We start from the raw sequence: 24,389 nt of genomic DNA on the forward strand, positions 1-24,389 counted from the left end.
TTCAATTTAAAATTCCAACTTCTTAATGTGAAGTATCAATGGCTATATTTTTTCTAAAAGTGATTGTGATCTTTAAACCGTTTTTATTTTCCAGCAAAAAAGTTCCGTCCAGCTGATCCGTCAATCCTCTCATCAGATTCATTCCGAGAGATTCTGTTTCATCCATATTAAAATTCTCCGGAAGTCCTACACCATTATCTGAAATAACCAATTCATAAAAATCTCTTTCCGTATTTTTAAAAGAAACTGTTACTTCACCTTTTACATTGTCCGGAAATGCATATTTTACGGTATTATTCACTGCTTCATTGACAATTAATCCAAGAGGTACCGCCTGCGAAACATCTAAAAAAACTTTTTCAGTATCAATTGAAAAATGAATCATCTTCTCTGCTGAATAGCATTCTTTGATATAGCTGATTAATTCATAAATATACCACGAAATATCTATTGTTGACAGGTTATCTGATTGATATAATTTCTGGTGAATCAGAGACATCGCATGCATTCTGTGCTGGCTGTTCTGAATTGCCATTAAAGCATCTTCATTCTCCAAATAAGCGGATTGTGTATTCAAAAGACTAATCACAATCTGTAAATTGTTCTTTACCCTGTGATGAATTTCCTTTAATAACCATTCTTTCTCAGAAAGCAATTTTTTCAACTGCTCATTCTGTTCGTCAATCTGCTTACGTTTTAATTCGAGTGTTTTATTCGCATTACTTTTCAGCCTTGAACGATTATAAAGCAAAGCAGCAAAAATAATCAATGCAAGAATACTCCCTATAAAAACATACTTAATAAAGGTATCATTAGCAATCTGAATGTCCTTTAGTTTGCCTTTTTGAGTTAAAAGCTCGATATTCTTATCCTTTTGATCCGTATCAAACTGGATTTTCAGGCTGTTGATCTGTTTGCTTTTTTCTCCATTAAAAACAGAATCAGATAATTTTTTATATAATTGATAATGCTCAATTGCATCCAGGTATTTCCCCTGAGATGAGTCTGCTTTAAACCAGATCAAATGATTTTCTGAGCGAAGCATGTCATTCCCGTTTTTCTTGGCTATCGAATCAAAAAGTCTTGCTTCGCGATACATCGCATTGTAGTTTTTTGTCTGATAGTGATAAAAAACAAAACCTCTCAGCAAAGAAATTTGCTTATTGTTTTTTTCAGCATTCTCCCCATAATAACTCACCAGCTTTTTATAATAAATCTCAGCATTTTTAAACTGCTTCAGAATAGTATACGTACTAAAAAGAATATAGTTCTCCGTCATTTCAAATTCCTGATCGGCAATTGGATAGCGGGATTTATATTCCTTGATCATAGCAATTGCCTCTTCAAATTTTCTTTGCCGGATCAGCATCGTTGAAATATTGTTGGCAACAGTTCGTATATAACCGTTATCATTATTTTTTTTTGCGATAGTCAATGATTTTTCCCAGTATTTCATGGCATCATCATTTTGACGGAGATAATAGTAAACCATCCCTATATTGCTATAAATCGAGCTTAGTTGCAGGGAATTATCTTTAACCTCAACTGCCGTTTTCTCTGCCAGAAGACCATACTTCAACGCTTCTTCATAATCCGCTTTTTGGATATACACTTGGGAAAGCAAATTATACACTCCCTGTAAATCTTTAAACTTCAAGGAATTATAGATCGCCAATGATTGTTTCAGGAATTCTATTGCCTTATCCGGGTTTTCCATCATATTGTAAATTTCACCCAGATCTTTTGAAACCGATGCCTGTTTCAATTTTGCTCCTGAATTTTTATACAGTAGTAAAGCTTTTTCTTTTAATTTAATTTTAGTCTCAAAATTTTGGGGTTCATTGTCATATAAGAAGGAAAGTTCCTCATACCCTTCACCGGTTTGCCTGGTCATTTTATTTTTTTCAAAGTAACTGACAGCTATTTTCATTTTTGAAAAAGAAGCCGTTTTATTTCCCCTTTCCTTATCAATTTTTGCATCCAAAAGCATTGACTTGCCTATATTCAGCCTATCTCCGGTTTTCCTGCTCAATAGACCAGCCTCTTTGTTAAGAATTTCCGCACTATCGAGATCATTTCTCAATTCCCCTTTTTTGCTGATATAGTAATCACTCAGTCTCAGCAATAAAGTTGTTTTCTGAGCAGTGTTTTTAGAGGCAGAGATCTGTTTTCTCAACAATGCAGGATTTTCCTTGGTTTGAGCTTTTAGGATGCTTTCTGTGAACAACAGAATCCATAAAAAACAAAATATCTTTAGCAGATTTTTATTTATAAAATAAGAACTAAAATTCATTGTTTAAAGATAATTCATTATCCGATTATTTCCCATTTTTTGAGGGCTAGATTTTACGGTGATAGAGATAGCAGATAATCATCGCCAATCCCGGCAGAACAAGCATTACAAGACCAAACTGTTTTCCTGCAAAAGCCCCTAAAAAACACCCACTTAAAAAACCTAAAATGGTAATTAGCTGTTTTTTTAAACTGGCCAGTGCATCGGGGTCATTAAAACCGTTTTTTAATAAGTTCCCAACGTCCAAAGATGCCTGTGTAACATTTCCTGTCATCATAGTGGTAGGTCCGTGGGTTTCCTTGGCATATAACTTTCCGAAAGCATTCTGAAGCCCCATGGCAAAAACTGCTGCCATAGCAACGGCATACATCATCCATTCTGTAAACACACCAGTATAATTGAATAGTGCTACTACTGCCCCACTCAACAATAATATTATTCCTTCCCAAAATAAGATCGTATAATGATTGGTAACCCTGTAAGCAATCCTTCCTCCTGTAATAACGGCGATAATAAAAACCGGAAAAGTAAGCAATTTCACCCAGGCATGCACATCAGAACCTTTTACAAACTGATAGGCAAATACAATAAAGTTTCCCGTTACGTGTGCTGAAAATACAGAATCTGCAGCTACAAAAGTCACCGTATCACAGTATCCGGCAATCATCGTAAGCAGTAAGGTAACAAAACCTATATTTCTTTTTAGTTCCATGATTTTTATTTTAAATGTGAACGGAGCATCCAGGCCATTTTTTCGTGCATTTCCAATAATCCGGTAATGTAATCACTGGTTCCTGCATCATGAAATGTAACGGCAAAATTTTCAATATTTTCACGAAGGTGGATCGAGATGCTTTCGTGATCAGAGAGAAGTTCTTTCATGTAGGTCAGACTGTCATTGGATTCTAAATGATGTTCAGACAAATGAGTCAGTGCAAGATATTCTCTCAGTGTTGCCGGCACATAATGTCCTAGCATTCTGATTCTTTCTGCAAGAGTATCAGTAATTTCATCCAACTGCTTATACTGTGATTCAAAAAACAGATGTTTGTTGTAAAAATCTGCTCCTTCCACATTCCAGTGAGCTTTTTTTGTTTTGGTATAGAGCACAAATTCATCTGCTAATATTTGAACCAGTACTTCAGCGACTTTCGCTAAATTTTCATTTTTAATTCCTATTGAAGTTTTCATTTTAAAGTTTGTTTAATAAATAATAATCAAGTGAATATTTTCCTGCACCTAGCGCAAGAATTAATAATAATGACAAAGTATACATATACGGCACGTCGCGTACTTCCGGAGAATCTTTTCTGTGAACCACAAAATAACCGATTGCCGTCACACCAATTGTAGGCAGAACAACCAGTCTTGTTCCGAGTCCCAGAATAATTAAAAAAGGAACCACCAAATCAGCAAAGGAAGCAATCATAGCATTCATTTTATCGGGAAGCCCGAATGGATTGGGAACTTTTTCTTTCTGCCCGTTTTCTACTCTGAATTTCTTTAATCCGTGAACCCTGAACAATTCAACAGCCAAAAGTACTCTGAATATCAAAAGTACAAGATCGTTGAATGATGAACCTAAATCCGAGGATAGAATTTGTTTTACAATTTCCATATTCTTTGAGTTTAAAAGGCAAAACAAGAACAGCCGAGCGCGCCCCAAAATGCATGATAATTATTGACAGGAAGATGACTCATTCTCGCGTAATCGTGATTGTGATTATGAACATCACAACTTCCTGCACAACTATGAATCTGAGAAGTCAAAGGTGCTTTTAATGTTGACTTTCCGTTTTTTTCAATCTCAGTCTGAAGATGTCCGCCCACCGGATAATATCCATTATATAAATTCGTTGGTGACCAGTCCGGAAGAATAGGAATCGAAGGGGGTGCAAATGATGAAAATTCTCCTTTTGCATAGACAATTTTTCCATCGACAACCGTCATTTCAGATTCAATATTTTTGATTTCTTCATCTTCAACCGTGAAATAATCTTTGTCCAAAACTGCCAGATCTGCAAACATTCCCACTTTAATATCTCCTTTTTTCTGCTGTTCCTGAGAAAACCATGCACTTCCTTTTGTATATAATTCAAGTGCGGTTTTCCGGTCTAATCTTGTTTCGTAATACAATTGAAGCCCTCCAACCGTTTTTCCAACCGTTAACCAGTACATGGAAACCCATGGATTGTAGCTGCTTACTCTTGTTGCATCCGAACCACCCCCAACAGGAACTTCCATTTCCAGCATTTTTTTAACAGGAGGAGTTCCTTCTGCCGCCACAGAACCATAACGTTCGGTGAAATATTCTCCCTGATAGGCCATTCTACTTTGGATGGCGATTCCGCCGCCGAGCATTTTTACACGCTCAATATTTCTTTCATCAATAGTTTCTGCATGATCAAAAATCCATGGAAGCCCATTAAAAGGGATCTCCTGGTTTACCTTTTCGAAAACATTTAAGAATCGTGTGATACTCTCGTTATAGGTTGCGTGAAGCCTGAAAGGCCAGCGGTTTTCCACTAATAAACGGACAACTTTTTCAAGGTCAGCCTCCATATTTTCAGGCAGATCGGGTCTTGGCTGTAAAAAATCTTCAAAATCCGCAGCAGAGAAAACCAACATCTCTCCTGCTCCATTGTGGCGGTACATATCGTCGCCCTGATACAATTTTACAGAATCAATCCATTCACTGAAATCCTCAAATTCATTCTTAGGCTTTTGGGTAAATAAATTATAGGCAATTCTTACGGTGAGCTGTTTCTTTTCATTTAATTCATTCACCACCTGATAATCATCGGGAAAATTCTGAAAACCACCGCCTGCATCAATCACACTTGTGATCCCGAAACGGTTTAATTCTTTCATAAAATGTCTGGTAGAATTTACCTGATGTTCATAGGAAAGTTTGGGGCCTTTCGCCAAAGTTGAATATAAGATCATGGCATTGGGTGTTGCAATAATCAGCCCTGTCGGTTCACCATTCGCATCTCTTTCAATTTGCCCTCCCGGAGGAGCCGGAGTATTTTTTGTATACCCTACGGCTTTCAATGCAGCCCTGTTCATCAGTGCCCTGTCATACAAATGCAGAATAAAAACAGGTGTTTCCGGTGCAATGGTATTAATTTCTTCTAATGTGGGCATTCTTCTCTCCGCAAACTGAAATTCAGACCATCCGCCAACCACACGCACCCATTGAGGTGAAGGGGTACGATCCACCTGCTCTTTCAGCATACGAAGCGCATCGGCTAGTGACGGAACTCCGTCCCATCTTAATTCAAGATTATAGTTTAGCCCTCCACGAATCAGGTGAATATGGGAATCATTGATTCCCGGAACTACTCTTTTCTTTTTCAGATCAATAATCTTAGTTGATTCATTGGCAAACTGATCAACCAAACCATCATTTCCAACGGCTATGATTTTACCCTCTTTAATGGCAACTGCAGAAATATCCGGTGTTTGCTTATTGAAACTGTGAATCTTCCCATTGTATAAAATAAGTTCTGCCTTCATCATTATTGAGTATTAAGTTTCGCAATTGCACTTTTAATTCCACCTCCTGCAATATTGAAAAATGAAGGTCCGGCCAATAAAATCAGTTTCTGCACTGTCATCTTTTCAGACAAATGATTTTTATCCAGATAGGCCTGGGCACGGTATGCATCGAATGCACCCAAAACCACATTTTCTGCCACCAGAGCCGTCGGAGAGTCTATTCCGGCATCTTTAATATCACTGGCAAAAGAAACAGTTTTCACTTTCAGCTTTAAAGCTTCTCTCATTGCCACACTTCCGACTTCTTTCATCAATTCTGCATCGAAAGAACTTCTGTTTCCCAAACCGATCAATAATAGTTTTTTTGAAGCTAAACTTCCTTTGGGCGGTGCAATTAATAGTGTTTCTAAAGCATGGCCTTTGAATTTTCCGCTCTTTCTGACATCGGTAATAATACCTTTTAAAGCTTCGTCCAGATGAACCATTCCGTTCAGTTCTGCAGGAAGCGCAGGCGGATTGAAAATATCTCCTTCCGTATATTCGAAAACACAGGCAATCTGTAGATCTGCAGCCGCTGCAGAAGGCCCCTGCACAAGACCTACAACAGAAACTCCGTCTACTGTTCCCCAGGTTGTTGTTGTTCCAACAGCTGTTTTTATTTCGGTCGTTTGAGCTGAAACAAAACCGGTACTTGAAGCTGTTAAAATCAATGCGGTGAACATTGCTTTCGACCAATTAAAATATTTTGAAATTGAATTTTGCATAATAATATGATTTAATGATTGATTAAAATTTGAATCCTAATCGGATGTTGTAAAAGACACCGTTTTTTGCATTCGGGATGATATCTTCGATAAAAGCTCCCTTTCTGAAATACTGAATACCGCTCACTAAAGAGATATATCTATTAAAACTATATGTGAAATTGGTTAAATAGGCTGTTCCGATATATCTTTTATCTGAGCTGCTTCCGGGACGATTCAACGCTCCGCTTGGCCGGTAAACACCATCCTGAAGGGAATATCGCCAGTTGAAAACGGCATCCATCTGCATTTTTAACCTGGAAGTTAAATCCAATGTAATATAAGGATGAATATCAATCAGATTGACAGGCCCAACCTGCGGACTGAAGCCAAAATAACCGCCTTTCGGATAGAGGGGATTGAAGGTCTGAAGCTTTCTGTCATCTTTGCCCTTATCTCCGGAAATATAATCATTCCGAAGATTGATGCTTGGTTTAAATTTCACATTTTCAAACAGGTACCCGACATCTACAGAACCTGTCCAGGCTCTGATATTCTCATCTCCAAAACTTCCGAACTGATATGCAGCTTCCAGGTTGTAAATAAATCCGCCGCCGTATTTCCAGAATCTCCCACCGATGGTGTGGCGTTTTTCTTTGGCTGTTCCGGCTTCAAAAACCGATTCGTCTCTTCGGATTCCGATATAGTAAAGGTCAAGATTTCCTGCTTTTGGAAAAATTCTTTTGGAATACACTCCCCAAAGGTTAAGCTGTTTTGACATTGTATTGTCAAAAACTCCGGTATTAATACTATCTGCCATCATTGCAAAAGCATCTACTGAAATATTCTTCCCGGAATACATTAATTTAGCTCCAGTAAAAGAAAGCCTGACGTTCGGTCCCTCTCTTACAGAAATCAGCCGACCCGAACCATAATCCAGTTCCTGCCGTCCCAGTCTGGCGGTAAACTTATGATCTTCCCTATTGATCAGATTGGCATCAATAAAGAGATTTTGAATACTCAACTGATCTTCATCAATGCCTCTTGACCCGTTTTTCCTTCCATTCTGCAAAGCACTCCGGATCTGTGAAAATATCCTGATATTTTTTCCTAAATGTAAATCTGCATGAACATCGTAGCGTTGCAAAAAAAAGTTATTGCGTCCGATATTCAGTCTTCCCCAATCTTCATTGTTGAAATCCACATATTCATACCGTGCTTCTCCTCCGAAAGACAGATAAATATTTTCTTTATCGTTAAGGGGAAGAAACTTGATCTTATGATAAAAATTATCTGCAGAATCTTTTAAATATTCATAATTTTCATCATACCTCAAGAGTTTGAAACTCTGGGCCGATATATTTCCAGAACATAAAAAGAGTAAAAAAACGATACCTTTTAAAACTGATAGGGAATAAGCAGATCTCAACATTGAAAATTGTATATGAATATTAATGGTTCAGCATATTATGAGCATAGTGAATACCCAATCCATACGAGCTGCCATATTTTTTCATCAAATTGGTCACAGGTACATACGTTTCCTGACGGGCCCAATCCCTTTGAAGTTCTAAAATATACTGAATGGACGTCAAAGGCTTTACTCCTGCATGAATCATTCTCTGAACTGCTCTTTCGTGCGCTTCATCACTTACATCTCCACAAGCATCGGTAATTACGTACACATCATAGTTTTCTTCGAGCGCTGACAATGCCGGTCCTACAATACATACTCCTGTCCATAGTCCTGCCAAAACAAGTTTCTGCTTCTGAGTTCCTACAATTGCTCTATAAGCAGCCTCATCCTCCCAGGTGTTCATTGTTGTCCTGTCTATGTAGTTTGAACTTGCTATGGGATATGCTTCTTCAATCTCAGGAAAAACCGGTCCTGAAAAACTCGCTTCAGCAACGGTTGTTACAATTGTCGGCACATTGAATATTTTAGATGCTCCGCAGACTACCGCTACATTATTGCGAAGCTCGTTCATGGAGATACTTTTTGTTGCAAAAGCCATTTGGCCTTCAAAATCGATTAATACAAGGGTGTGATTTTCCGGAGAAAGTAATTTGGTTGATGGTTTCATTAAAAATGTATTTATTTGTTATTAAGTATATTCTATTGAATTACGCGGATTCGTAGATAATGGCTTGTTTCAGGATAATAAGTCAGAGGCCCAACTACCAGAAGACAGGCGGATAGAGAGCTTATTGTTTTAAAAATTTAATAAACTCAGCATTAAACTTATCTTTTTCTTCCAGGAATGAAGCATGTCCGCTATTATAAAAAGGCACCAGCTGTGATCCGGGAATAGCTTTATGCATTTGTTCCGCCAATGCAAAAGACACAATTTTGTCTTCCTTTGCATGTAGAATTAAAGTTGGAATTTTAATTTTGGGTAGATCACCTCTCAGATCTTCATCTCTCAGTGCAATTAATGCCTGCTCCATCGCATATGGAGATGATTGCATTTCGATATTGCTAAGCCAGGCTCCAATCCCGGGAGAAACAGATGTTGGAGAATAGACAAATTTTTCGCCTATGGCAGCCAATAATGCAGGTCTGTCATTATTATTCAATTCTATCCATTTCGAGATATCTTCTTTGGTAAAGAATGGATAAGGAAAATCATCTTTTTTGGTATGGCATGGTGCAGCCGCTGAAAATAAAGCCAGTTTGCTTACATGGGCACTGTTATATTTTGCAACGTAATGCAGGGCAATCGCACCTCCCATAGAATGTCCACCTAACGTGGCTTCCTTAATATCCAATTGATCCAGGACAGCTTTGATATCAGCTGCAAATTGGTCATAATTATACTTTCCATAAGGTTTATCTGACTGTCCGAACCCTCTCAAAGTGATTCCAATCACCCGATAACCTGCTTTAATAAGAGGATGATATTGATATTCCCACGAAGCATCACTTAAAGGATATCCGTGAATCAAAACAACCGGTTTTCCTTCCCCTAGATCAGTAACATGAAGTCTGACATTGGGTTCAACTTCAATGTATTCTGCTCTTGCCTTTGCTTGTTTTCCCGTGTTATTTTCTTCTATTTTGCCTTCCTTATTACACGAAATAAGTAGAGTCGATAAAAAGATTCCAACACCGATCACTGATTTAATTTTCATGATAAATATATTTAGAGATTTATTTTGATACCATTATGCCAAAAACACAACCAAAAAAAACAAGAAACTGATTTTCAATTAGATAAATAAAACAAACACAAAATAAAACTATGATATATCGTAGTTTTATTATAGCTATCTAAAATTCTATATAAAATTCATGAAGAAATGTGGTGGAACCCAAAGAGATTGGAATGATAGCTTAAGGATATGAAACACTATATTCCACCCTACCTTTACAAGAAGAAAAAAGAGCGAAAGGCTATCTTTTAAATGAAAATTTCTGAAATGATTGATTTTTAAAAACAGTGCGAGCCAAGGCAGGCTAACTTTGCAATAAGAATATAATTAGTGCTGGTGTACTGTGGATTTATTTAGTACATTTCTTGATTTGGGCTTCATCAGCATCACACACCCACCTGCAAGCAGGAACAGCAATCCCGTAAGGATAATGACTGATGAAGGATTGCCATTCAGGAAAGTCTTGTAAATAAATCCGAAAGAAACAGTCTGTATCAGCATCGGTATTACAATCATCATATTGATAACGCCCATATAAACGCCTCTTTTTTTCGGGGGAATCGATGGAGAAACCATGGAATAAGGCAACCCCATCATGGATGCCCAGCCTATTCCCAAAGCGACCATTGGAAGCAGGATAAGGTATTCATTCTTAATGAATGGCAGTGTCATTATCCCTAATCCTGTGATGCACAGACAGAAAATATAGGTATTTTTAGAAGTGAATTTTTTGGCAAAAGGCACCAGCAACAAGGCCGAAATCATCGTTACGATATTGTAGGAACCATTCATCAGTCCGGTCTGCCCTACAGCCACCTCTACCATGTGAAGTACATTTTTTGCCCAGGACATATCTTTTTCTGCTACGGAAACACCACTTTTTGCCAGCGCAATGATTTTGCTGGCCTTTTGCTCATCGTTTTCAGAAATTCCGTAAAGCGACCACTTGAGCATTGGTGTGATGAACTGCCAATAGCAGAACAATGCATACCACTGGAACACATATACCAAAGCCAGCTGCCAAAGTAATTTCGGCATGTCGCGTATCGCAGAAAAGATTTCGATAAATGGTGTAAAAAAATGGCTTTCTTCCTTTGATTTTCTGAGTTCTTCCAGCTCTTCATCAGATGGCGGAATTTCAGGTGTTTTGTAAACCGACCATACAACTGATGCAATAGAACAAAAAGATCCCAGGAAAAAAGAATAATAGACCCAAACAGGAATACCGCCACCGGAAGCATTACCACCGAGATATTTCTGAAAAATAAACAAGGATAGATTCGCCAGGGTAATCCCCGCTCCTACAAAAAGACTCTGCATCTGAAATCCGAAAGTCTGCTGCTCGTGTGGAAGTTTGTCCGCAATGAAAGCACGGTAAGGTTCCATCGCGGTATTATTGGCGGCATCCAGAATCCAAAGCAATCCGACGGCCATCCAAATGGCGGAACTGAAAGGAAACAAAAATAAGGCGATACTGCAAAAAATGGCTCCCAAAAGAAAAAACGGTTTTCTGCGCCCCCATTTCGGGCTCCAGGTTTTATCGCTGATGGCACCAATTAATGGCTGGATCAGCAATCCTGTAATAGGACCGGCAAGATTCAGGATGGGAAGCTGCTCTGCGTGCGCCCCAAGAAAAGTATATATCGGGTTTACCGCAGTCTGCTGCAATCCAAAGCTGTATTGTATTCCGAAAAAGCCGACATTCATGTTCCAGATTTGCCAAAAGCTGAGATGCGGGATTATTTTTTTTGTTGTCATAGTTTATTTTCCTTTGAGAGAATCAAGAGGGTAAAGCACAATTAAATCTATTTTTACTTCAGTAAAAGCTCGTAATTTTTTCCAAGAACCAAATCTGCTTTTTCTTTGAATTTTTTAATAATCTGATGCTCTATCTCCAGCACCTGTTCTACAAAATCGCTCTTTTCGTCGCGGTTTCTGCTCATCCGGTTTTCATAGGTATCCTTGTAATTTCTATCGATGAAAATTTTAAAATCAAAATCATCAATCTCCAGAATGTATGTTCCTTCTACGATAAGAACCTTGTAATCTAATGTATCTATCTCTTCATCTGCAATTCTGTTCTCATTGTAATGTACCAGAGGTTTTTCTATAATTCTTTTTCCGTTTTTAAAGTCGGAAATATTCTGGGAAAGCTTTGCCAAATCGACTTCTTGTATTCCTACGTTTCCTATGGATTCCAGGCGATTTTCGTGATTGCTCTTTGGTGGAAGTTTAAAATAATCATCCATTTGCCACACCAGGCTTTTGAAATTATTTTCGTTTAAAATCTTCTGAAGTGCAAAAGCGGTCACAGATTTGCCGCTTCCGCTTTCTCCTGCAATTCCTATGATGAGTTTGTGTTTATTTTTTAATGGCAATCTTACATTCAGTATTTCAAATATTTCTTTACCTATTGCCAAATGCTTTTCTTTAAGTTCTATTATATCTCCAATCATTTTATTCTTTCTTAATTTATTCTTTCTATTTTTCCAGAGTCATCATCAGATATCCTGAGGCCGAAAAGCACAATTGGTCAGTTCCCAGTGGCAGGAGTTTATCGCTAGAATAATATTCCCTGAAATGAAAGCCTTTTTCCTGCATCAACTGTTCGTACTGTGAAAGTATCTTTCCGGGGATCTCTGCCCATCCTTTTCTCTTAAGTCCCAAACAAAGCCAACCCAGAAATATAGGCCAGGAACCACCATTGTGGAAATGGTGTGGTTCGTTTTTGAAGCTGTAGCTGTAGTTGTTTTCCAGAAGTTTCCAGTCGTAATCACCGGGATAAATCACTGGATAGAACACCGGAAGCATCCAATGTCCGAATTGTGTATGCAAATCTTCCAAAAATTCTGAGAAAGCTTCAAAATTCAATTCAAAATCTAAAAGAATTGCCAAAGCATTTCCTGCAAGGTCGAAACGCACGTCGTAGCCATTGGCATTCAGCGAAGCCCAGAAATAGGGTTTAAATTCGGTTTTGGAATAAGCTGTTTCGTGGTATTTTGGTGCTGATAAATCGTTCTTGTAAAAATTTTCCTGAATTAAATTTCGTATATATACAGCCTGATCTTGCAGTTCATTGCTTTGATATAATTCTGCTGCATTTTTCAAGGCCCAATAGCGAAGTACATTGTCGTAAAGTGTATACCCCGAAGTTACATATTCGTCCGCCCAATTGCCACCAAGCGGACTGTAGACCAATCCTCTCTGATTATATTCCCAGGTTTTGAGACAGGAAAGTGCTTTGAAAATTTTGTCTTCCAACCGTTGTTTTAACTCTGCTTTTTGATAAATTTTTAAATATTCACAGGTAACAACAATCCACCAGGTTGTGGCATCGGTCCTGCCGACGTGTGTTCCGTAGCTCGCTCTGTCATTAACAACATTAGACGGAATCTGCCCGTTTTCTGCCTGATGTTTGGCAAGCGTAAGAATGGATTTTTCCAAGCCTGCAAGAATCTCTTCATCATTGATCAGGATTCCGGCATAGCCTGTCATCATTGAATCCCTTGCCCAAACTCGGGTATAGTTGTCCCTTTGCTGTGCTGATGCTAAAATACCTTCTGCTGTAATCGCTTTCCTGATGATTTCTATAGCTTCCTGTCGATACATATATGTAGGTTTTAATAAAGCGGAATAGTAATTAGTTGGTTTCGCTTTTTATAAATTATTTACAAATCAAATTTCACACTCACGCTGTAGCTGGCACCCGGAAGTGTTCTCGCTCTCACGATTCCGTTCCCACCGGCAATGGAACCTTCTTCTGCCTCTGTTACCGCAATGGTATTGAAAATATTATTAGCATTCAAACTTACAGAAAGGTTTTTGAGTACCTGATAAGAAACATACGGATTGACGATAGCATAACCCGGCATTACCAATTTGTTGTTATCCTGAGTGAACGCTTTGGTAGCACCAATCAGGTAGAATCCTACATTGAACTTGTCTGCATTGAAGTTAGGATTCACAGAATACATCAATTTCGGCGTTCTTCTCGGCATATTTCCGATGATTGTAGGGTCTATGGCATTTTTGATTTCTGCATGGGTATAAGTAAGACCTGCCTTCACATCTAATCCCTTGGTGATTTTGTAATAACCGTCCAATTCTACTCCAAAAGACTGGTATTTGTTTTCCGTTTTTCTCTGAGTGGTTGCTTCGTAATTGGCTTCTTTGGTTCCGGCATAGAACAAGGTAGTGTTAAGGAAATATCCTGAGCCTCTTAGTTTATATCCGGCTTCCACCTGATTAACCTTGTTTACTTTCACGGCATCCAAAGCTGGGTCGTCATTATTCGTATAATTGTAATCGGAGAACAGAATCCTGTCTGCAGATGCGCTTCCGCCTTGGCTCACTCTTGCGAAAACGGCATTCTTGTTGTTCAAAGCATAGTTAGCACCCACTGAATATCCGAAAATTCCATATCTGTAATTTACAGGAACATTAATGTTATCATTGGAACCAACCATCTGTTCAGGAATGTCAATCACGCCGTTTCCGTTCATATCAAGGCTGGTGTAAGTGACCGTGGCTCCTGAAAAATAACCTGATACTTTTCCAATGTCATATCTTGCCCCTGCATCGATGGTTAATTTGTCTGTTGCGTTGATTTCCACCTGAGCGTGCGGAGCGGTAATATCATATTTCGTGTTATAGTCTCTTTTCAGGTTGCCCCAGTCTTTCATTCCGTAGTTAAGCAAACCATGGTCGGTAATGTACTCTCCGGACGTATTTTTCACATCAACTAATCTTGCATTTTTATCGTTGACCTCCTGCAAATAATTGTTCCACATCCAGGACATATTGATGTTCTGGAAAGATTTGTACAATCCGGCGTTGAATTTCACACCATCCCATTTTTTGCTGATATTAAAGTCATTCACAAAATTATTGAAGTTATTCAGCTTTACATTGAAAAGGGCAATTTTCATATAGTTTGCATTCATATCAACCTGCGTATTGGTTCCTGCATAGACTGCGCTTCCGAAATTGGTAAAATTAGCCGCATTGAAGAAGTCGCTTCCTTTGCTTACGCTTGCGGGGAAAGGTGCTACAAACTGTCCGCTATTGGCTGCATATCTGATTTTTTCTTCCAGTTTCCAACCTTCGCCCAGGTTATAATTGAATTCTGCACCGATAACTTTTGATAAAGAATGCATCCCATCCGAAACATCGGTATTGAAGATATTGCCATCATTTCCTAACGTCCTGTCGTGCTGCAGATTGATGGTTTGCAAAGCTCCTGTAAGAATATTATAGTTGGGCAGTGAAGACCATTTCGGATCACCATCCGTTCCTGTAACGCCAACAGGCATCGGCATATAAGCTGCGGTTCTGTCGTCCAGCAATTTGGCATACACACGGAAGCTTCCCTTTTCAAACTTTTTAAGCAAAGAAAGTCTGAACTGGCCGCCGTTGTTGGAATTGAATCCTGTTTTTCTTGGCCCGTCCCCAATTCTGTAAAAGCCTCCTACTGCCATATAAGTGTCATCGCCTATTTTGGTTCCGTAATCGAAATCGGTTCTGTAATTTTTATAGTTAAGTCCCATCTGTTGGGTAATGCTTCCGCCTTCTTTCTCTCCGGTCTTGGTAATAAAGTTAATAATCCCCGCAGGAGAGTTGCTTGCAAATACAGAAGCCGAACCTCCTCTGAGCGCTTCTACTCTGGACACGAACGAGTCAAATCTTGTAAACTGGTCCTGGGTTCCGAAAGCAATGTCCCCAAACTGCATTACCGGGAGCCCATCTTCCTGAATCAGTAAATATCTGGAGCCACCGGCTGAAACAGGAACCCCTCTCACCGTAATGTTGGAGTTACCCTCCCCTCCGGAAGATTCTGAACGGATTCCCGGAATGGTACGGAAAATCTCTGCGGTAGTTCTTGGCGCAGCATTTTCTATATCTTTCATTTTTAATGTGGAGATAGAAGTACTGGTCTTGATGGACGCTTTAGGATTGGAGTTTCCTGTAATCACCACTTCATCAATTGTTTTATCTCTTGCTACCGTATCATTTACTGTTGTCTGCGAAAACATAAAGGCCGCAGTATTCATCGCACCGAAAACCAGTAATTTAGTAAACATCTTTGATTCCATATTTTTATGAAGTTTTTTTGTTATGGGTTAAAAGTATTTTTTTTAAGATATCAAAAATGCAGTTTGAATATTATATTAATTCTACGTTAATATCAACCGATTGCGCAATCGGTTGCGGTTAATAACAAAATTTTATTTTAACGTTTTGTTAACTTTTAATCCTTTATATTTAACGTTTTTTAACGATTAAAACAACCAAAATCATTACTAAATTATCCCAAAAATATGCTCTATTAACCCAAAATGAAAAGAATCACTATAAAGGACATTGCAAAAATGCTTAATATCAGCACCTCCACGGTGTCTCGAGCGCTTAAAAACCATCCGGACATCAGCGACTCCGTAAAACAGCGTGTGAAGGAGGTTGCAGATACTTTTAACTATGTCCCGAATGACTTTGCCATTAACTTCAGGAAAAAATCATCAAAGGTTATCGGGCTTATCATCCCGGAAATTTCGATGTTTTTTATTCCTTCTATTATTAAAGGGATTTCTTCTGTGCTGCACTCGGAAGGGTATAACTTTTTTGTGCTTTCTTCGGAAGAATCTTTAGGTATGGAAGAAGAAAACCTGCTTACCTGCATCAACTCAAGGGTAGATGGCATCCTAATTTCTCTCAGCAGACAGACGAAAGACCTCAGCCATTTCAATAAAATTAAAGAGCTGGAACTTCCGTTGGTTATTTTTGATAAGACCATTCCGCAAAATATATTTGAAGAGGTGATATTTGACAATAGGCTTTATGCACAGACTGCTGCCCAAAAGCTCATAACAGCTGGCTGTAAAAATATTATTGCTATTTTCGGTGATGAAAACCTGGAAATATCACAAGCCCGGAAAAATTATTTCTTAGAGGTTATTGATAAGCATAAAGATGTAAAGTGTAAGGTCATCTACTGCGATTCCGCCGATATGGTAAAGGAGAAAATGAGCATCATCCTTGATTATGAAGATTTCGACGGTTATTTTGTGATGAGTGACGAAACACTAGCCGGATTGCACAGTTCACTTGTTAACAAAAAAACGGCTTCCTCAAAAGCCAAGGTCGTCGCTATTACAGAGGGTATTCTCCCCAAATATCTGGACGACTCCTATGAATGTATCATTAATGATGGCTTCGAAATGGGAAAAACGGCTGCGATGAAATTATTGACAATCATAAAAAATCAACCTGCTTAAGTTTGAAATATATTTTTTGATAGTCTAAAAAAATCTTTAAATCAGGTGAACAAATTTAATAACAGCTAATTGCATGATACATTATTTATCTTTTAATCCGGTTATATATTTTCTATTCGGTTAATTTCTGTAAATAATGACAAACAACAGAAAAGCCTTTGGAATCCCAAAGGCTTTTGTCTATTTTACAATCAAAATTTTAATGGAACTTATTCCCGCTAAACATTCCTGTGTCGCTGTATTTGGGTTCTTTTCTTATCTGAAACAAAACAAGGTCACTTTCTGTAACTGCTTCAATGGGAAGATTCTCTTCAAGAATCACGCTGTCACCTTTTGCAATCGTTTCATTTCCGATTCTGATATCGCCGTTGAAACAGTAAATAAAATTGACAACTTCTTCATTCAGGTCTGGAATTTTCACAATATTATCCTTTTGCAACCTGATGTCAAAAATATTGGTCTCAACTCTTAATTTCAATAGTGAATCAGCCCTGTTTCCAGCAATCAATCTCCAGGTATTTTCACTAAAAATATTTTCAAAATGATGAAATTGAACCTGAGGCGGCAAACCGTTTTCAGAAGGTCGCATAAAGATTTGCAGCATTTCCACATCTTCTTCGGCACTTTCTTCATGTGAAATTCCGCTTCCGGCATTCATCAGCATCATATAAGAATTATTCAGATGTTCTTTTTTACCCGTGCTGTCCAGATGAATCATCTTCCCTGAACGGATATAGGAAAAAATCTCATCATCCTGATGCAGATGCATCGGAACCAAACCGGGAGGTTTAAATAAAGCGTGGTCAATTCTTCCGATGGTCAAAAATCCTGTATCGTTTTTTCCGAGATTAGCTCCCGGATAAAGTATTTCAACGTGAAATGTCTGATTTCCGTGTATATGTTTTTCTGAAGCCCTGATAATTTTCATGATGTACGTTTAATTTTAAAACAAAAGAAACACCACTCTACACTCTGAAACGATGTTTCTTTTTGTAAATCAATCTTAATGATAATTTAAAATTCCAACCAATTTCTCTCCGTTCGGACTTGTCCAGTCAATAGCCAATTCTGAAATAATCTGGTCAACGGTTGTGATAATGGCACCCGCCTGTCTCATTCTTTCCAAAGCCAGATTATCGCCGTATTGAGTGTAAGAAGCCGATGCGTCCGCAGAAACCTGTACTTCATAGCCTTCATCCAGCATTTGTAAAACAGGGAAAGTAACACAAATCTCTGTAGTAACACCTGCCACAAAAAGTTTTTTTCTGCCTAACGCTTTTACCGCTTCATTGAAGCCTTCGTGATGCATCGCATTTACAATTCCAGGACGTTTGATTCGGGCTTCATAAGCATCAGGTAAGATTTCCTGTAATTCGGGAATCAGTGGTCCTTGAACGTGGTCTTCCATACTGGATGTCAAAATCACAGGAAGATTAAGGGCTTTTGCAATTTTTGCCAGCTTGATTGCATTTTGTTTTACCAGGTTGATGTCATGAGAATGTGTCCATGCCATTGTTCCTGTCTGATGATCGATGAGCAGAATAGCTGCGTTTTCCGGGTTGAATGCTTTTGCGTGCATAATAAATGTATTTAAATTAATATTATTTTATTCTGTACTTCAGCCGTGTAAGTGCTATTGTACAGGACAAAATTAGGCTGAGTTACTTCCCGGAAACGGTGATAATTGATACAAAAAACCTGTGACAAATGTCAATGAATTTAATTAAGTGTTTGATTTTTAATTGATTAATAATAGGATTGTATTTTTCCCATTTAATTTTGAATAAAGAATAAAAAGAAAATCGGCCATAAGAAAAATTGCCTAAAGCATTAAATATGGAAGAAGCTATCGGAAAAATAAAGAACTTTTTATTTTCAGATTGATAGCAAATCGTCTTGAGAAATCAAAGGATGATTTTTTAGTATTCGTATTTTTCAAATGAAATATAATTAAGACAATCAAACGAAATTTTTTAAATTTGATAGATACAATTTTCTTTATTGCCAAAAAATAAAATGTACGAACCACTTTTTGAATATATAGAACGCTACAGCAATTCTAATCTTTCGGCTGAAGAAAAAGAGAAGATTCAGTCGCTGTTGTTGCCGAAAAAATTAAGAAAAAAACAATATTTTCTTGAGGAAGGAAATGTCTGTCCTTACACAGGTTTCATCCTAAAAGGTGCAACGAGACAGTTCAGTGTTGACAGTCACGGGATTGAGTACATTCTACAATTGGCTGTAGAAAACTGGTGGATTGTTGATCGCCAGAGTTTTATAAATCAAACACCTTCCAAATACTATATCGAAGCTTGGGAAAACACAGAATTACTGATTTTGCCGAGACCTAATCTTGATGCTTTTCTGGAAATTCCTTCAGTAAAAGATATGTTCTGGAAAATGAGTGAAAACAATCATATTGCTTCACAGAAACGTGTTGATGATGCCATAAGTCTTAGTGCTTTAGAACGATATGAAAGCTTTGTGACCCATCATGCTGATATGATTCAGAGATTTCCTTTGCACCAGATTGCTTCTTACCTGGGAATTTCTCGAGAAACGCTTAGCAGAATCAGGAAGCAGAGTTTCCGGTAATTTAATTCTTTATTGTCTTTTAAGTAAACCCACTATCTTCTTACTGATCTCAACTGCGATAGGGCGGTGACCAGCTTCGAGCGAAACCACTGCTATGGAGGCATTTAACTGAGGAATATAAATAAGGTCTGTTCCCAATCCTCCTCCGTGATTGTAGCCTAAAAGTCCAGCGTACTTAATTTTGCGAACGCCAAGACAATAATTTATTTCCAAATTAGGCGGTACATCGGTTGTCATCTGAGCGAGAACATTTTTATTTTTGATAATCTTACCGCCGAAAAGTTGCTGAAAAAAAACAGCCATCTCTTTCACATTTGTTACGATTCCACCACCGCCATATAAATCCCAGGAAGGATCAAGGTTATATGTACCCCATCCAAATTCATCCCAATACTGATGTGCCTGTGGAGCAGTATTTTTATGTGCATTCTCAAATTTTGCAAATCGGGTAACTTTCAAACCTTGCTTTTTATAGCCTAGCAGTTTTCTCATTGTTTTGTAATACTGCTGATGTGTTACACTCTCTATAACTTCAGTAAGTAAAACAAAATTAATGTCTGCATAGTGAAAACCTTCGCCAGGATCTGACAATGGTTTACCTAGTCCGGCTGCTCTTTCGATTTGCTCATCACGCGTCCACTCATGTTTTGGATGCTCCCCGATAAATTTAAAATAGCCTTCGTCCACATAGTCTCTTATACCTGATGTATGGGATAAAAGATGTTTTAAGGTGATACTATTTGTCTTATAGCCAGCATTTGACAATACCTTTTCAGACATCGGAGTAAGGTATTTTTTTATCGGCTGATTGATATCCAATTTTCCTTTTTCAACCAATCGCAAGATGGCGGCCGCTACATAAGGTTTGGTCGGGCTGGCAATCAGTACGGGCTGGTCTGCCGTCAGTTTTTGCTTTGTTTCTCTATTTGAATATCCAACCGCATAACCGAAGGAAAGATGTTGATCCGGGGCTTCTACATATAGTGCAAAACCAGCAGCTTTTGGATTCGCTGCATAAACTGAATCAACCAATTTTTGTACCATTGATTCAATTGTTTGAGCAAATATATTTGATGAAAATAGAAGCAGAAATAATAACGTGATGTATTTTTTTGTTGTATTCATTGATGGTTTTTATCAAAATCAATATTCTTATAAAATATACAACCTTATCATATACATATTATTACAATGATAATGTTGTTTACAGCTAAAATAGAATGTGAATTAATTAAGATGTTCCCTAAACTCCAGCGGTGTCATGCCCGTCTTATTTTTAAAGAGTTTATTGAAAGACTGTGGGTATTCAAATCCCAGCTCATAGGCAATTTCAGCTGCGGTGAGTTCTGAAGTAGAAAGTTTTTGTTTGGCTACCTCAATTAATTTTGCGTGAATGTGCTGTTGGCTATTAAGACCCGTAAGACTTCGCAATAAATCACTTAAATATCCAGAGGAAACATTGAGTTGATCAGAAAAATACTTTACGGATGGAATCCCGTTTTCTAAAGCTAATCCTGTAACATAGTAATTATTTAACAAGGCTTCAAATTTCTCTATTACAGGACTATTAACAGCTTTCCTTGTAATAAACTGACGTTTGTAATATCGGTTACTATAATTTAAAAGGACTTCTATATAAGAAATGATCAGTTCCTGACTGGTATCATCAATTGAAGTTTCCAATTCATCATTAATATCCTCAAAAACATGGAGAATTTTATCTCTTTCTCTTTCAGAAAGATGTAGGGCTTCATTGATATTATAACCGAAAAATCCGTGCTTAGTAATTGATTTAAACAAAGGGTGTCCAGCAAAAAAGTCTGGATGGATAAATATGCTTCGTCCTCTGCATTCATCGTCATCAATAACTGACAATGCCTGGTTGGGAGCGACAAATATCAATCCCCCTTCGTCAAAATCATAATAGCCCTGCCCATACTTTAATTTTCCTTTCAAATTACTTTTATATGAAATCATATAAAAATCATGAACCAGATAGCGCACTTTATTTGAAGATATTTCATCGTGATTGATTATGACAATCAATGGATGGGCTGGTTTGCGAACACCAAGTGCCTTGCATAAATCGGAAATTGATTTATAATATTGTATTTCCTTTTTAGGAACTGATTTATCTATCATTATTACTTTTTAAACCTATGGCAGTTGTTAATTATTTAGATAAAGCCTTTGCTGCCTCATCTATCAGGTTGGCTACTTCATTTGGCCGGGAGGTATATATAGAATGACTACCCCCTCCAATCTCCACGATCTTTTTTGCTTTCATCCTTTGCGCATAAAAAAGCTCGAGGTCCGGATTGATGATTCTATCTGATTTAGCAACCATATACCATGTGGGTTTTATTTTCCATGCTGGATTATCAATTAATCCCTGAAAACAAATATCCGCTGTAGGCATTTGAGAATTGGCCATAAATTTTGCTTTACGTATTGGCAGATCAGCCGCAAAATCTTCGGGAAAACGCTCTGGGTCAATATAGTCATAGCCATCTTCTCCTTTTATCAATGAAGTGTAAGATGGAGGATATTTCCGGAAAAGTTCACTTCTTTTTTCATTAGCTTCAGGAGCATGAGCTGCAATGTATACAAGTCCCGAAACCTTGTTATTATTACCTGCCTGAGATATAATAACACCGCCATAGCTATGACCAACCAATATACATGGACTCGTCTGCTGATCAATAATTCTGTTTACCTCTGCCACATCAGTTTCTAAACTTTGTAATTTATGTTGACTAACTGATACATGGTATCCTTTTTCTGTAAGGATATTATATACAGATTCCCAGCCGGAACCATCTAAAAAAGCTCCATGTACAAGTACGATATTTTTGACAGATAAATCACGATTTGTTTTTTTTGACATAAAAGAAAGCACTATAATCGCGATTGCAGTCAATGCTATGGTTGTGGTTATGTTTTTAATCATGGTAACGTTATTTTCAATTGATAAATTTAAGCAAATTAGCACGAATTGAATTAGCCAATCAATCCTTTTACCACACCTTTTCTGAAAGCTTCACTGCCCTTATTTAGTCTATATTCATAGGTAGATACAGCATCATTTCCTGCAAGATATCTTAGCTGGTCTTTACCATCAATGGCAGCTTCATACACTACCTCTGCAATGGATTCCGGAGCTGAAAATTGCAAAGGGCTATCAGGATTATTAAAACCTGCGATAAACTTGTCAAAATATGTTGCGTAAGCCTCATGTTTTCCCATATCGATGGATCTGGTCATGAAATCCGTTGCGATTCCTCCAGGAGAAATGGTTTTGATCTTAATATGTTGGGTTGCCAACTCATACGACATGCTTTCGCTCCAACCTTCAATTGCCCATTTTGTAGCATGATATATTGAGCTGAAAGGAAAAGTAACCAGACCTCCAATTGAGGTAGTGTTTATAATTAACCCTTCCTTTCTTTCGCGTAGATGAGGAAGAAATTCCTGGGTTACACGGATTACGCCCAGTACGTTTGTGTTAAACTGTCTTGTAATCTGATCATCCGTATATCCTTCGAGAGGTCCGGTTAATCCATAACCGGCATTATTAAATACAACATCAACGGAACCTATTTGGATAGCTGCTTCAACAGCCTTCTGAATGGATTCTTTATTGGTTACGTCAAGCTGTAAAAGATGGATATTAGGAATTGATACAAGTTCATTTTCGTTTTCAGGATGCCGCATAGAAGCAATAACATTCCACCCTTTTTGAGCAAATAATTTGGCGGTGGCCTTTCCCAATCCGGAAGAAGATCCGGTTATAAATATTGTTTTCATTTAAAAGCTTTTTATGAATTAATCGTTAATTATTAGCTTGTGTGAAAATGCTGTCGGTAAACTGTTGATAGGCTTCTTCAGAAGACGAGCGACGGGCATTCAAAATAGGCTGTATATCTTGAGTAGGGGAATATCGAAGACGGGCATTATCGTCTGTTGCGGATTCATAGATAGCCGACACAACTTTTTCTACAGCATCTTCATCAGAAGTTAACGCCATAGATTGGAACATTTTTCCGGTTTGCTCCAGAAACGGAACGTAGTCCGAAATCAATTGCAGACCTGTGCTTTCTCCTCCTACACGATTAAGGAAACCTGTCTTTGGTGCACCTCCCGGCTCAATTACTTTCACTTTAATACCTAAAGATGCTAATTCATATCTAAGCCCTTCTGACCAACCTTCCAATGCAAATTTTGACGAACTGTAAATAGAAGCCATTGGAAAGCCAATGGCCCCTGCACCAGAACTTACATTGATAACAACCCCAGATTTGTTTTCACGAAAATGAGGAAGTATAGCTCTGGTTACATCCATAGCCCCGAATACATTTACTGCAAATTGATTTTGAATGGCTTCCCGGCTTGCACTTTCAAAAATTCCGAAAAGACCATAGCCTGCATTGTTTACCAATACATCAATCTTACCGAAACGTTCGATACCAGCATCTATAGCTGATTGTATAGATGCCGTGTCTTCAACATCTAATTTGGTAATAAAAAGATTTGTCGAATTCTTAAAGCCGGTAGCCTTGCTTGTGTCCCTCATGGTAGCAATCACATTCCAACCTTTCTCTGCAAAGTAGTTCGCTGCGGAAGCTCCGAACCCTGATGATGTTCCTGTAATCAATACTGTTTTGTTCATAATTTTGATATTTGATTGTTTGACATTTATTTATATTGCAAATGTCTTATGAATACCAAAGCTTTAATAAACCAAAACGCGATAATGATTATCCAAAATAAGGATTATGGTTTTTCCCAGAAACCTGGAACTTATGGTGATGGCCACTTTTTCAGTTCATCAAT

The 24,389-nt window shown here is 38.0% G+C and carries 22 protein-coding genes; 2 read left to right on the forward strand and 20 right to left on the reverse strand.

Annotated features, from left to right (window positions below; all coding sequences use genetic code 11):
- Positions 1 to 22: 22 nt before the first annotated feature.
- From EGI05_RS05045 to EGI05_RS05105, 13 genes are all read right to left on the reverse strand, one after another.
- The gene (locus EGI05_RS05045; protein ID WP_166668308.1) at positions 23 to 2,176 is read right to left on the reverse strand and encodes a histidine kinase dimerization/phosphoacceptor domain -containing protein; all 2,154 of its coding nucleotides are present in this window, start codon (positions 2,174 to 2,176) and stop codon (positions 23 to 25) included.
- Positions 2,177 to 2,339: 163 nt separating this feature from the next.
- The gene (locus EGI05_RS05050) at positions 2,340 to 3,005 is read right to left on the reverse strand and encodes a YoaK family protein (RefSeq protein ID WP_123261959.1); all 666 of its coding nucleotides are present in this window, start codon (positions 3,003 to 3,005) and stop codon (positions 2,340 to 2,342) included.
- Positions 3,006 to 3,010: 5 nt separating this feature from the next.
- Positions 3,011 to 3,484: a Dps family protein gene (locus EGI05_RS05055; RefSeq protein ID WP_123261960.1), complete on the reverse strand. Its 474-nt coding sequence runs from the start codon at positions 3,482 to 3,484 to the stop codon at positions 3,011 to 3,013.
- Position 3,485: 1 nt separating this feature from the next.
- Positions 3,486 to 3,911 carry a DoxX family protein gene (locus tag EGI05_RS05060; protein WP_123261961.1) on the reverse strand — a complete coding sequence of 142 codons (426 nt, stop codon included), beginning with the start codon at positions 3,909 to 3,911 and terminating at the stop codon, positions 3,486 to 3,488.
- A gap of 11 nt (positions 3,912 to 3,922) precedes the next feature.
- The gene (locus EGI05_RS05065; protein WP_228428551.1) at positions 3,923 to 5,815 is read right to left on the reverse strand and encodes an amidohydrolase; all 1,893 of its coding nucleotides are present in this window, start codon (positions 5,813 to 5,815) and stop codon (positions 3,923 to 3,925) included.
- Entirely contained in the window at positions 5,815 to 6,558 is a 744-nt protein-coding gene (locus EGI05_RS05070; protein WP_123261962.1) for a M17 family peptidase N-terminal domain-containing protein, read from the reverse strand. The genes EGI05_RS05065 and EGI05_RS05070 overlap by 1 nt, the downstream gene beginning before the upstream one ends.
- Positions 6,559 to 6,580: 22 nt before the next feature.
- On the reverse strand, positions 6,581 to 7,873 hold the full coding sequence (locus EGI05_RS05075; protein ID WP_228428552.1) for an alginate export family protein: 1,293 nt from the start codon (positions 7,871 to 7,873) through the stop codon (positions 6,581 to 6,583).
- Positions 7,874 to 7,988: 115 nt separating this feature from the next.
- Complete coding sequence (locus tag EGI05_RS05080; RefSeq protein ID WP_123261964.1) at positions 7,989 to 8,621, reverse strand: hydrolase; 633 nt, start codon at positions 8,619 to 8,621, stop codon at positions 7,989 to 7,991.
- Positions 8,622 to 8,742: 121 nt separating this feature from the next.
- Positions 8,743 to 9,669, reverse strand: coding sequence for an alpha/beta fold hydrolase (locus EGI05_RS05085; RefSeq protein WP_123261965.1), 927 nt, complete (start codon positions 9,667 to 9,669; stop codon positions 8,743 to 8,745).
- Between the two features lie 348 nt (positions 9,670 to 10,017).
- Positions 10,018 to 11,448 (reverse strand): MFS transporter, encoded by a 1,431-nt coding sequence (locus EGI05_RS05090; RefSeq protein ID WP_123261966.1) that lies wholly within the window; start codon positions 11,446 to 11,448, stop codon positions 10,018 to 10,020.
- Between the two features lie 53 nt (positions 11,449 to 11,501).
- Complete coding sequence (locus EGI05_RS05095; RefSeq protein WP_123261967.1) at positions 11,502 to 12,146, reverse strand: uridine kinase family protein; 645 nt, start codon at positions 12,144 to 12,146, stop codon at positions 11,502 to 11,504.
- 25 nt (positions 12,147 to 12,171) lie between these two features.
- Complete coding sequence (locus tag EGI05_RS05100) at positions 12,172 to 13,299, reverse strand: glycoside hydrolase 100 family protein (protein ID WP_123261968.1); 1,128 nt, start codon at positions 13,297 to 13,299, stop codon at positions 12,172 to 12,174.
- Between the two features lie 59 nt (positions 13,300 to 13,358).
- Positions 13,359 to 15,770, reverse strand: coding sequence for a TonB-dependent siderophore receptor (locus EGI05_RS05105; RefSeq protein WP_166668307.1), 2,412 nt, complete (start codon positions 15,768 to 15,770; stop codon positions 13,359 to 13,361).
- A gap of 255 nt (positions 15,771 to 16,025) precedes the next feature.
- On the opposite strand from EGI05_RS05105, the gene EGI05_RS05110 reads away from it, so the two are divergent.
- Positions 16,026 to 16,961 (forward strand): LacI family DNA-binding transcriptional regulator, encoded by a 936-nt coding sequence (locus EGI05_RS05110; protein ID WP_123261970.1) that lies wholly within the window; start codon positions 16,026 to 16,028, stop codon positions 16,959 to 16,961.
- 199 nt (positions 16,962 to 17,160) lie between these two features.
- On the opposite strand, the gene EGI05_RS05115 is transcribed toward EGI05_RS05110, so the two are convergent.
- Together EGI05_RS05115 and EGI05_RS05120 are read right to left on the reverse strand one after the other, a co-directional pair.
- On the reverse strand, positions 17,161 to 17,889 hold the full coding sequence (locus tag EGI05_RS05115) for a pirin family protein (protein ID WP_123261971.1): 729 nt from the start codon (positions 17,887 to 17,889) through the stop codon (positions 17,161 to 17,163).
- Between the two features lie 75 nt (positions 17,890 to 17,964).
- Positions 17,965 to 18,540: an isochorismatase family protein gene (locus tag EGI05_RS05120; RefSeq protein ID WP_123261972.1), complete on the reverse strand. Its 576-nt coding sequence runs from the start codon at positions 18,538 to 18,540 to the stop codon at positions 17,965 to 17,967.
- A 437-nt stretch (positions 18,541 to 18,977) separates the two neighbouring features.
- Between EGI05_RS05120 and EGI05_RS05125 the strand changes: the two genes are divergently transcribed.
- Positions 18,978 to 19,556: a Crp/Fnr family transcriptional regulator gene (locus EGI05_RS05125; protein WP_123261973.1), complete on the forward strand. Its 579-nt coding sequence runs from the start codon at positions 18,978 to 18,980 to the stop codon at positions 19,554 to 19,556.
- 9 nt (positions 19,557 to 19,565) lie between these two features.
- Here the strand turns inward: EGI05_RS05125 and EGI05_RS05130 are convergent, their stop codons facing one another.
- The 5 genes from EGI05_RS05130 to EGI05_RS05150 form a co-directional block, all read right to left on the reverse strand.
- On the reverse strand, positions 19,566 to 20,681 hold the full coding sequence (locus EGI05_RS05130) for a serine hydrolase domain-containing protein (protein ID WP_123261974.1): 1,116 nt from the start codon (positions 20,679 to 20,681) through the stop codon (positions 19,566 to 19,568).
- Positions 20,682 to 20,783: 102 nt separating this feature from the next.
- The gene (locus EGI05_RS05135; RefSeq protein WP_123261975.1) at positions 20,784 to 21,698 is read right to left on the reverse strand and encodes a helix-turn-helix domain-containing protein; all 915 of its coding nucleotides are present in this window, start codon (positions 21,696 to 21,698) and stop codon (positions 20,784 to 20,786) included.
- Between the two features lie 31 nt (positions 21,699 to 21,729).
- Positions 21,730 to 22,506 carry an alpha/beta fold hydrolase gene (locus tag EGI05_RS05140; protein WP_123261976.1) on the reverse strand — a complete coding sequence of 259 codons (777 nt, stop codon included), beginning with the start codon at positions 22,504 to 22,506 and terminating at the stop codon, positions 21,730 to 21,732.
- Positions 22,507 to 22,556: 50 nt separating this feature from the next.
- On the reverse strand, positions 22,557 to 23,363 hold the full coding sequence (locus EGI05_RS05145) for an SDR family oxidoreductase (RefSeq protein WP_123261977.1): 807 nt from the start codon (positions 23,361 to 23,363) through the stop codon (positions 22,557 to 22,559).
- 25 nt (positions 23,364 to 23,388) lie between these two features.
- Positions 23,389 to 24,225, reverse strand: coding sequence for an SDR family oxidoreductase (locus EGI05_RS05150; RefSeq protein ID WP_123261978.1), 837 nt, complete (start codon positions 24,223 to 24,225; stop codon positions 23,389 to 23,391).
- Between the last annotated feature and the right edge of the window lie 164 nt (positions 24,226 to 24,389).

This window comes from Chryseobacterium daecheongense (assembly GCF_003729955.1).
Lineage (GTDB): Bacteria > Bacteroidota > Bacteroidia > Flavobacteriales > Weeksellaceae > Chryseobacterium > Chryseobacterium daecheongense.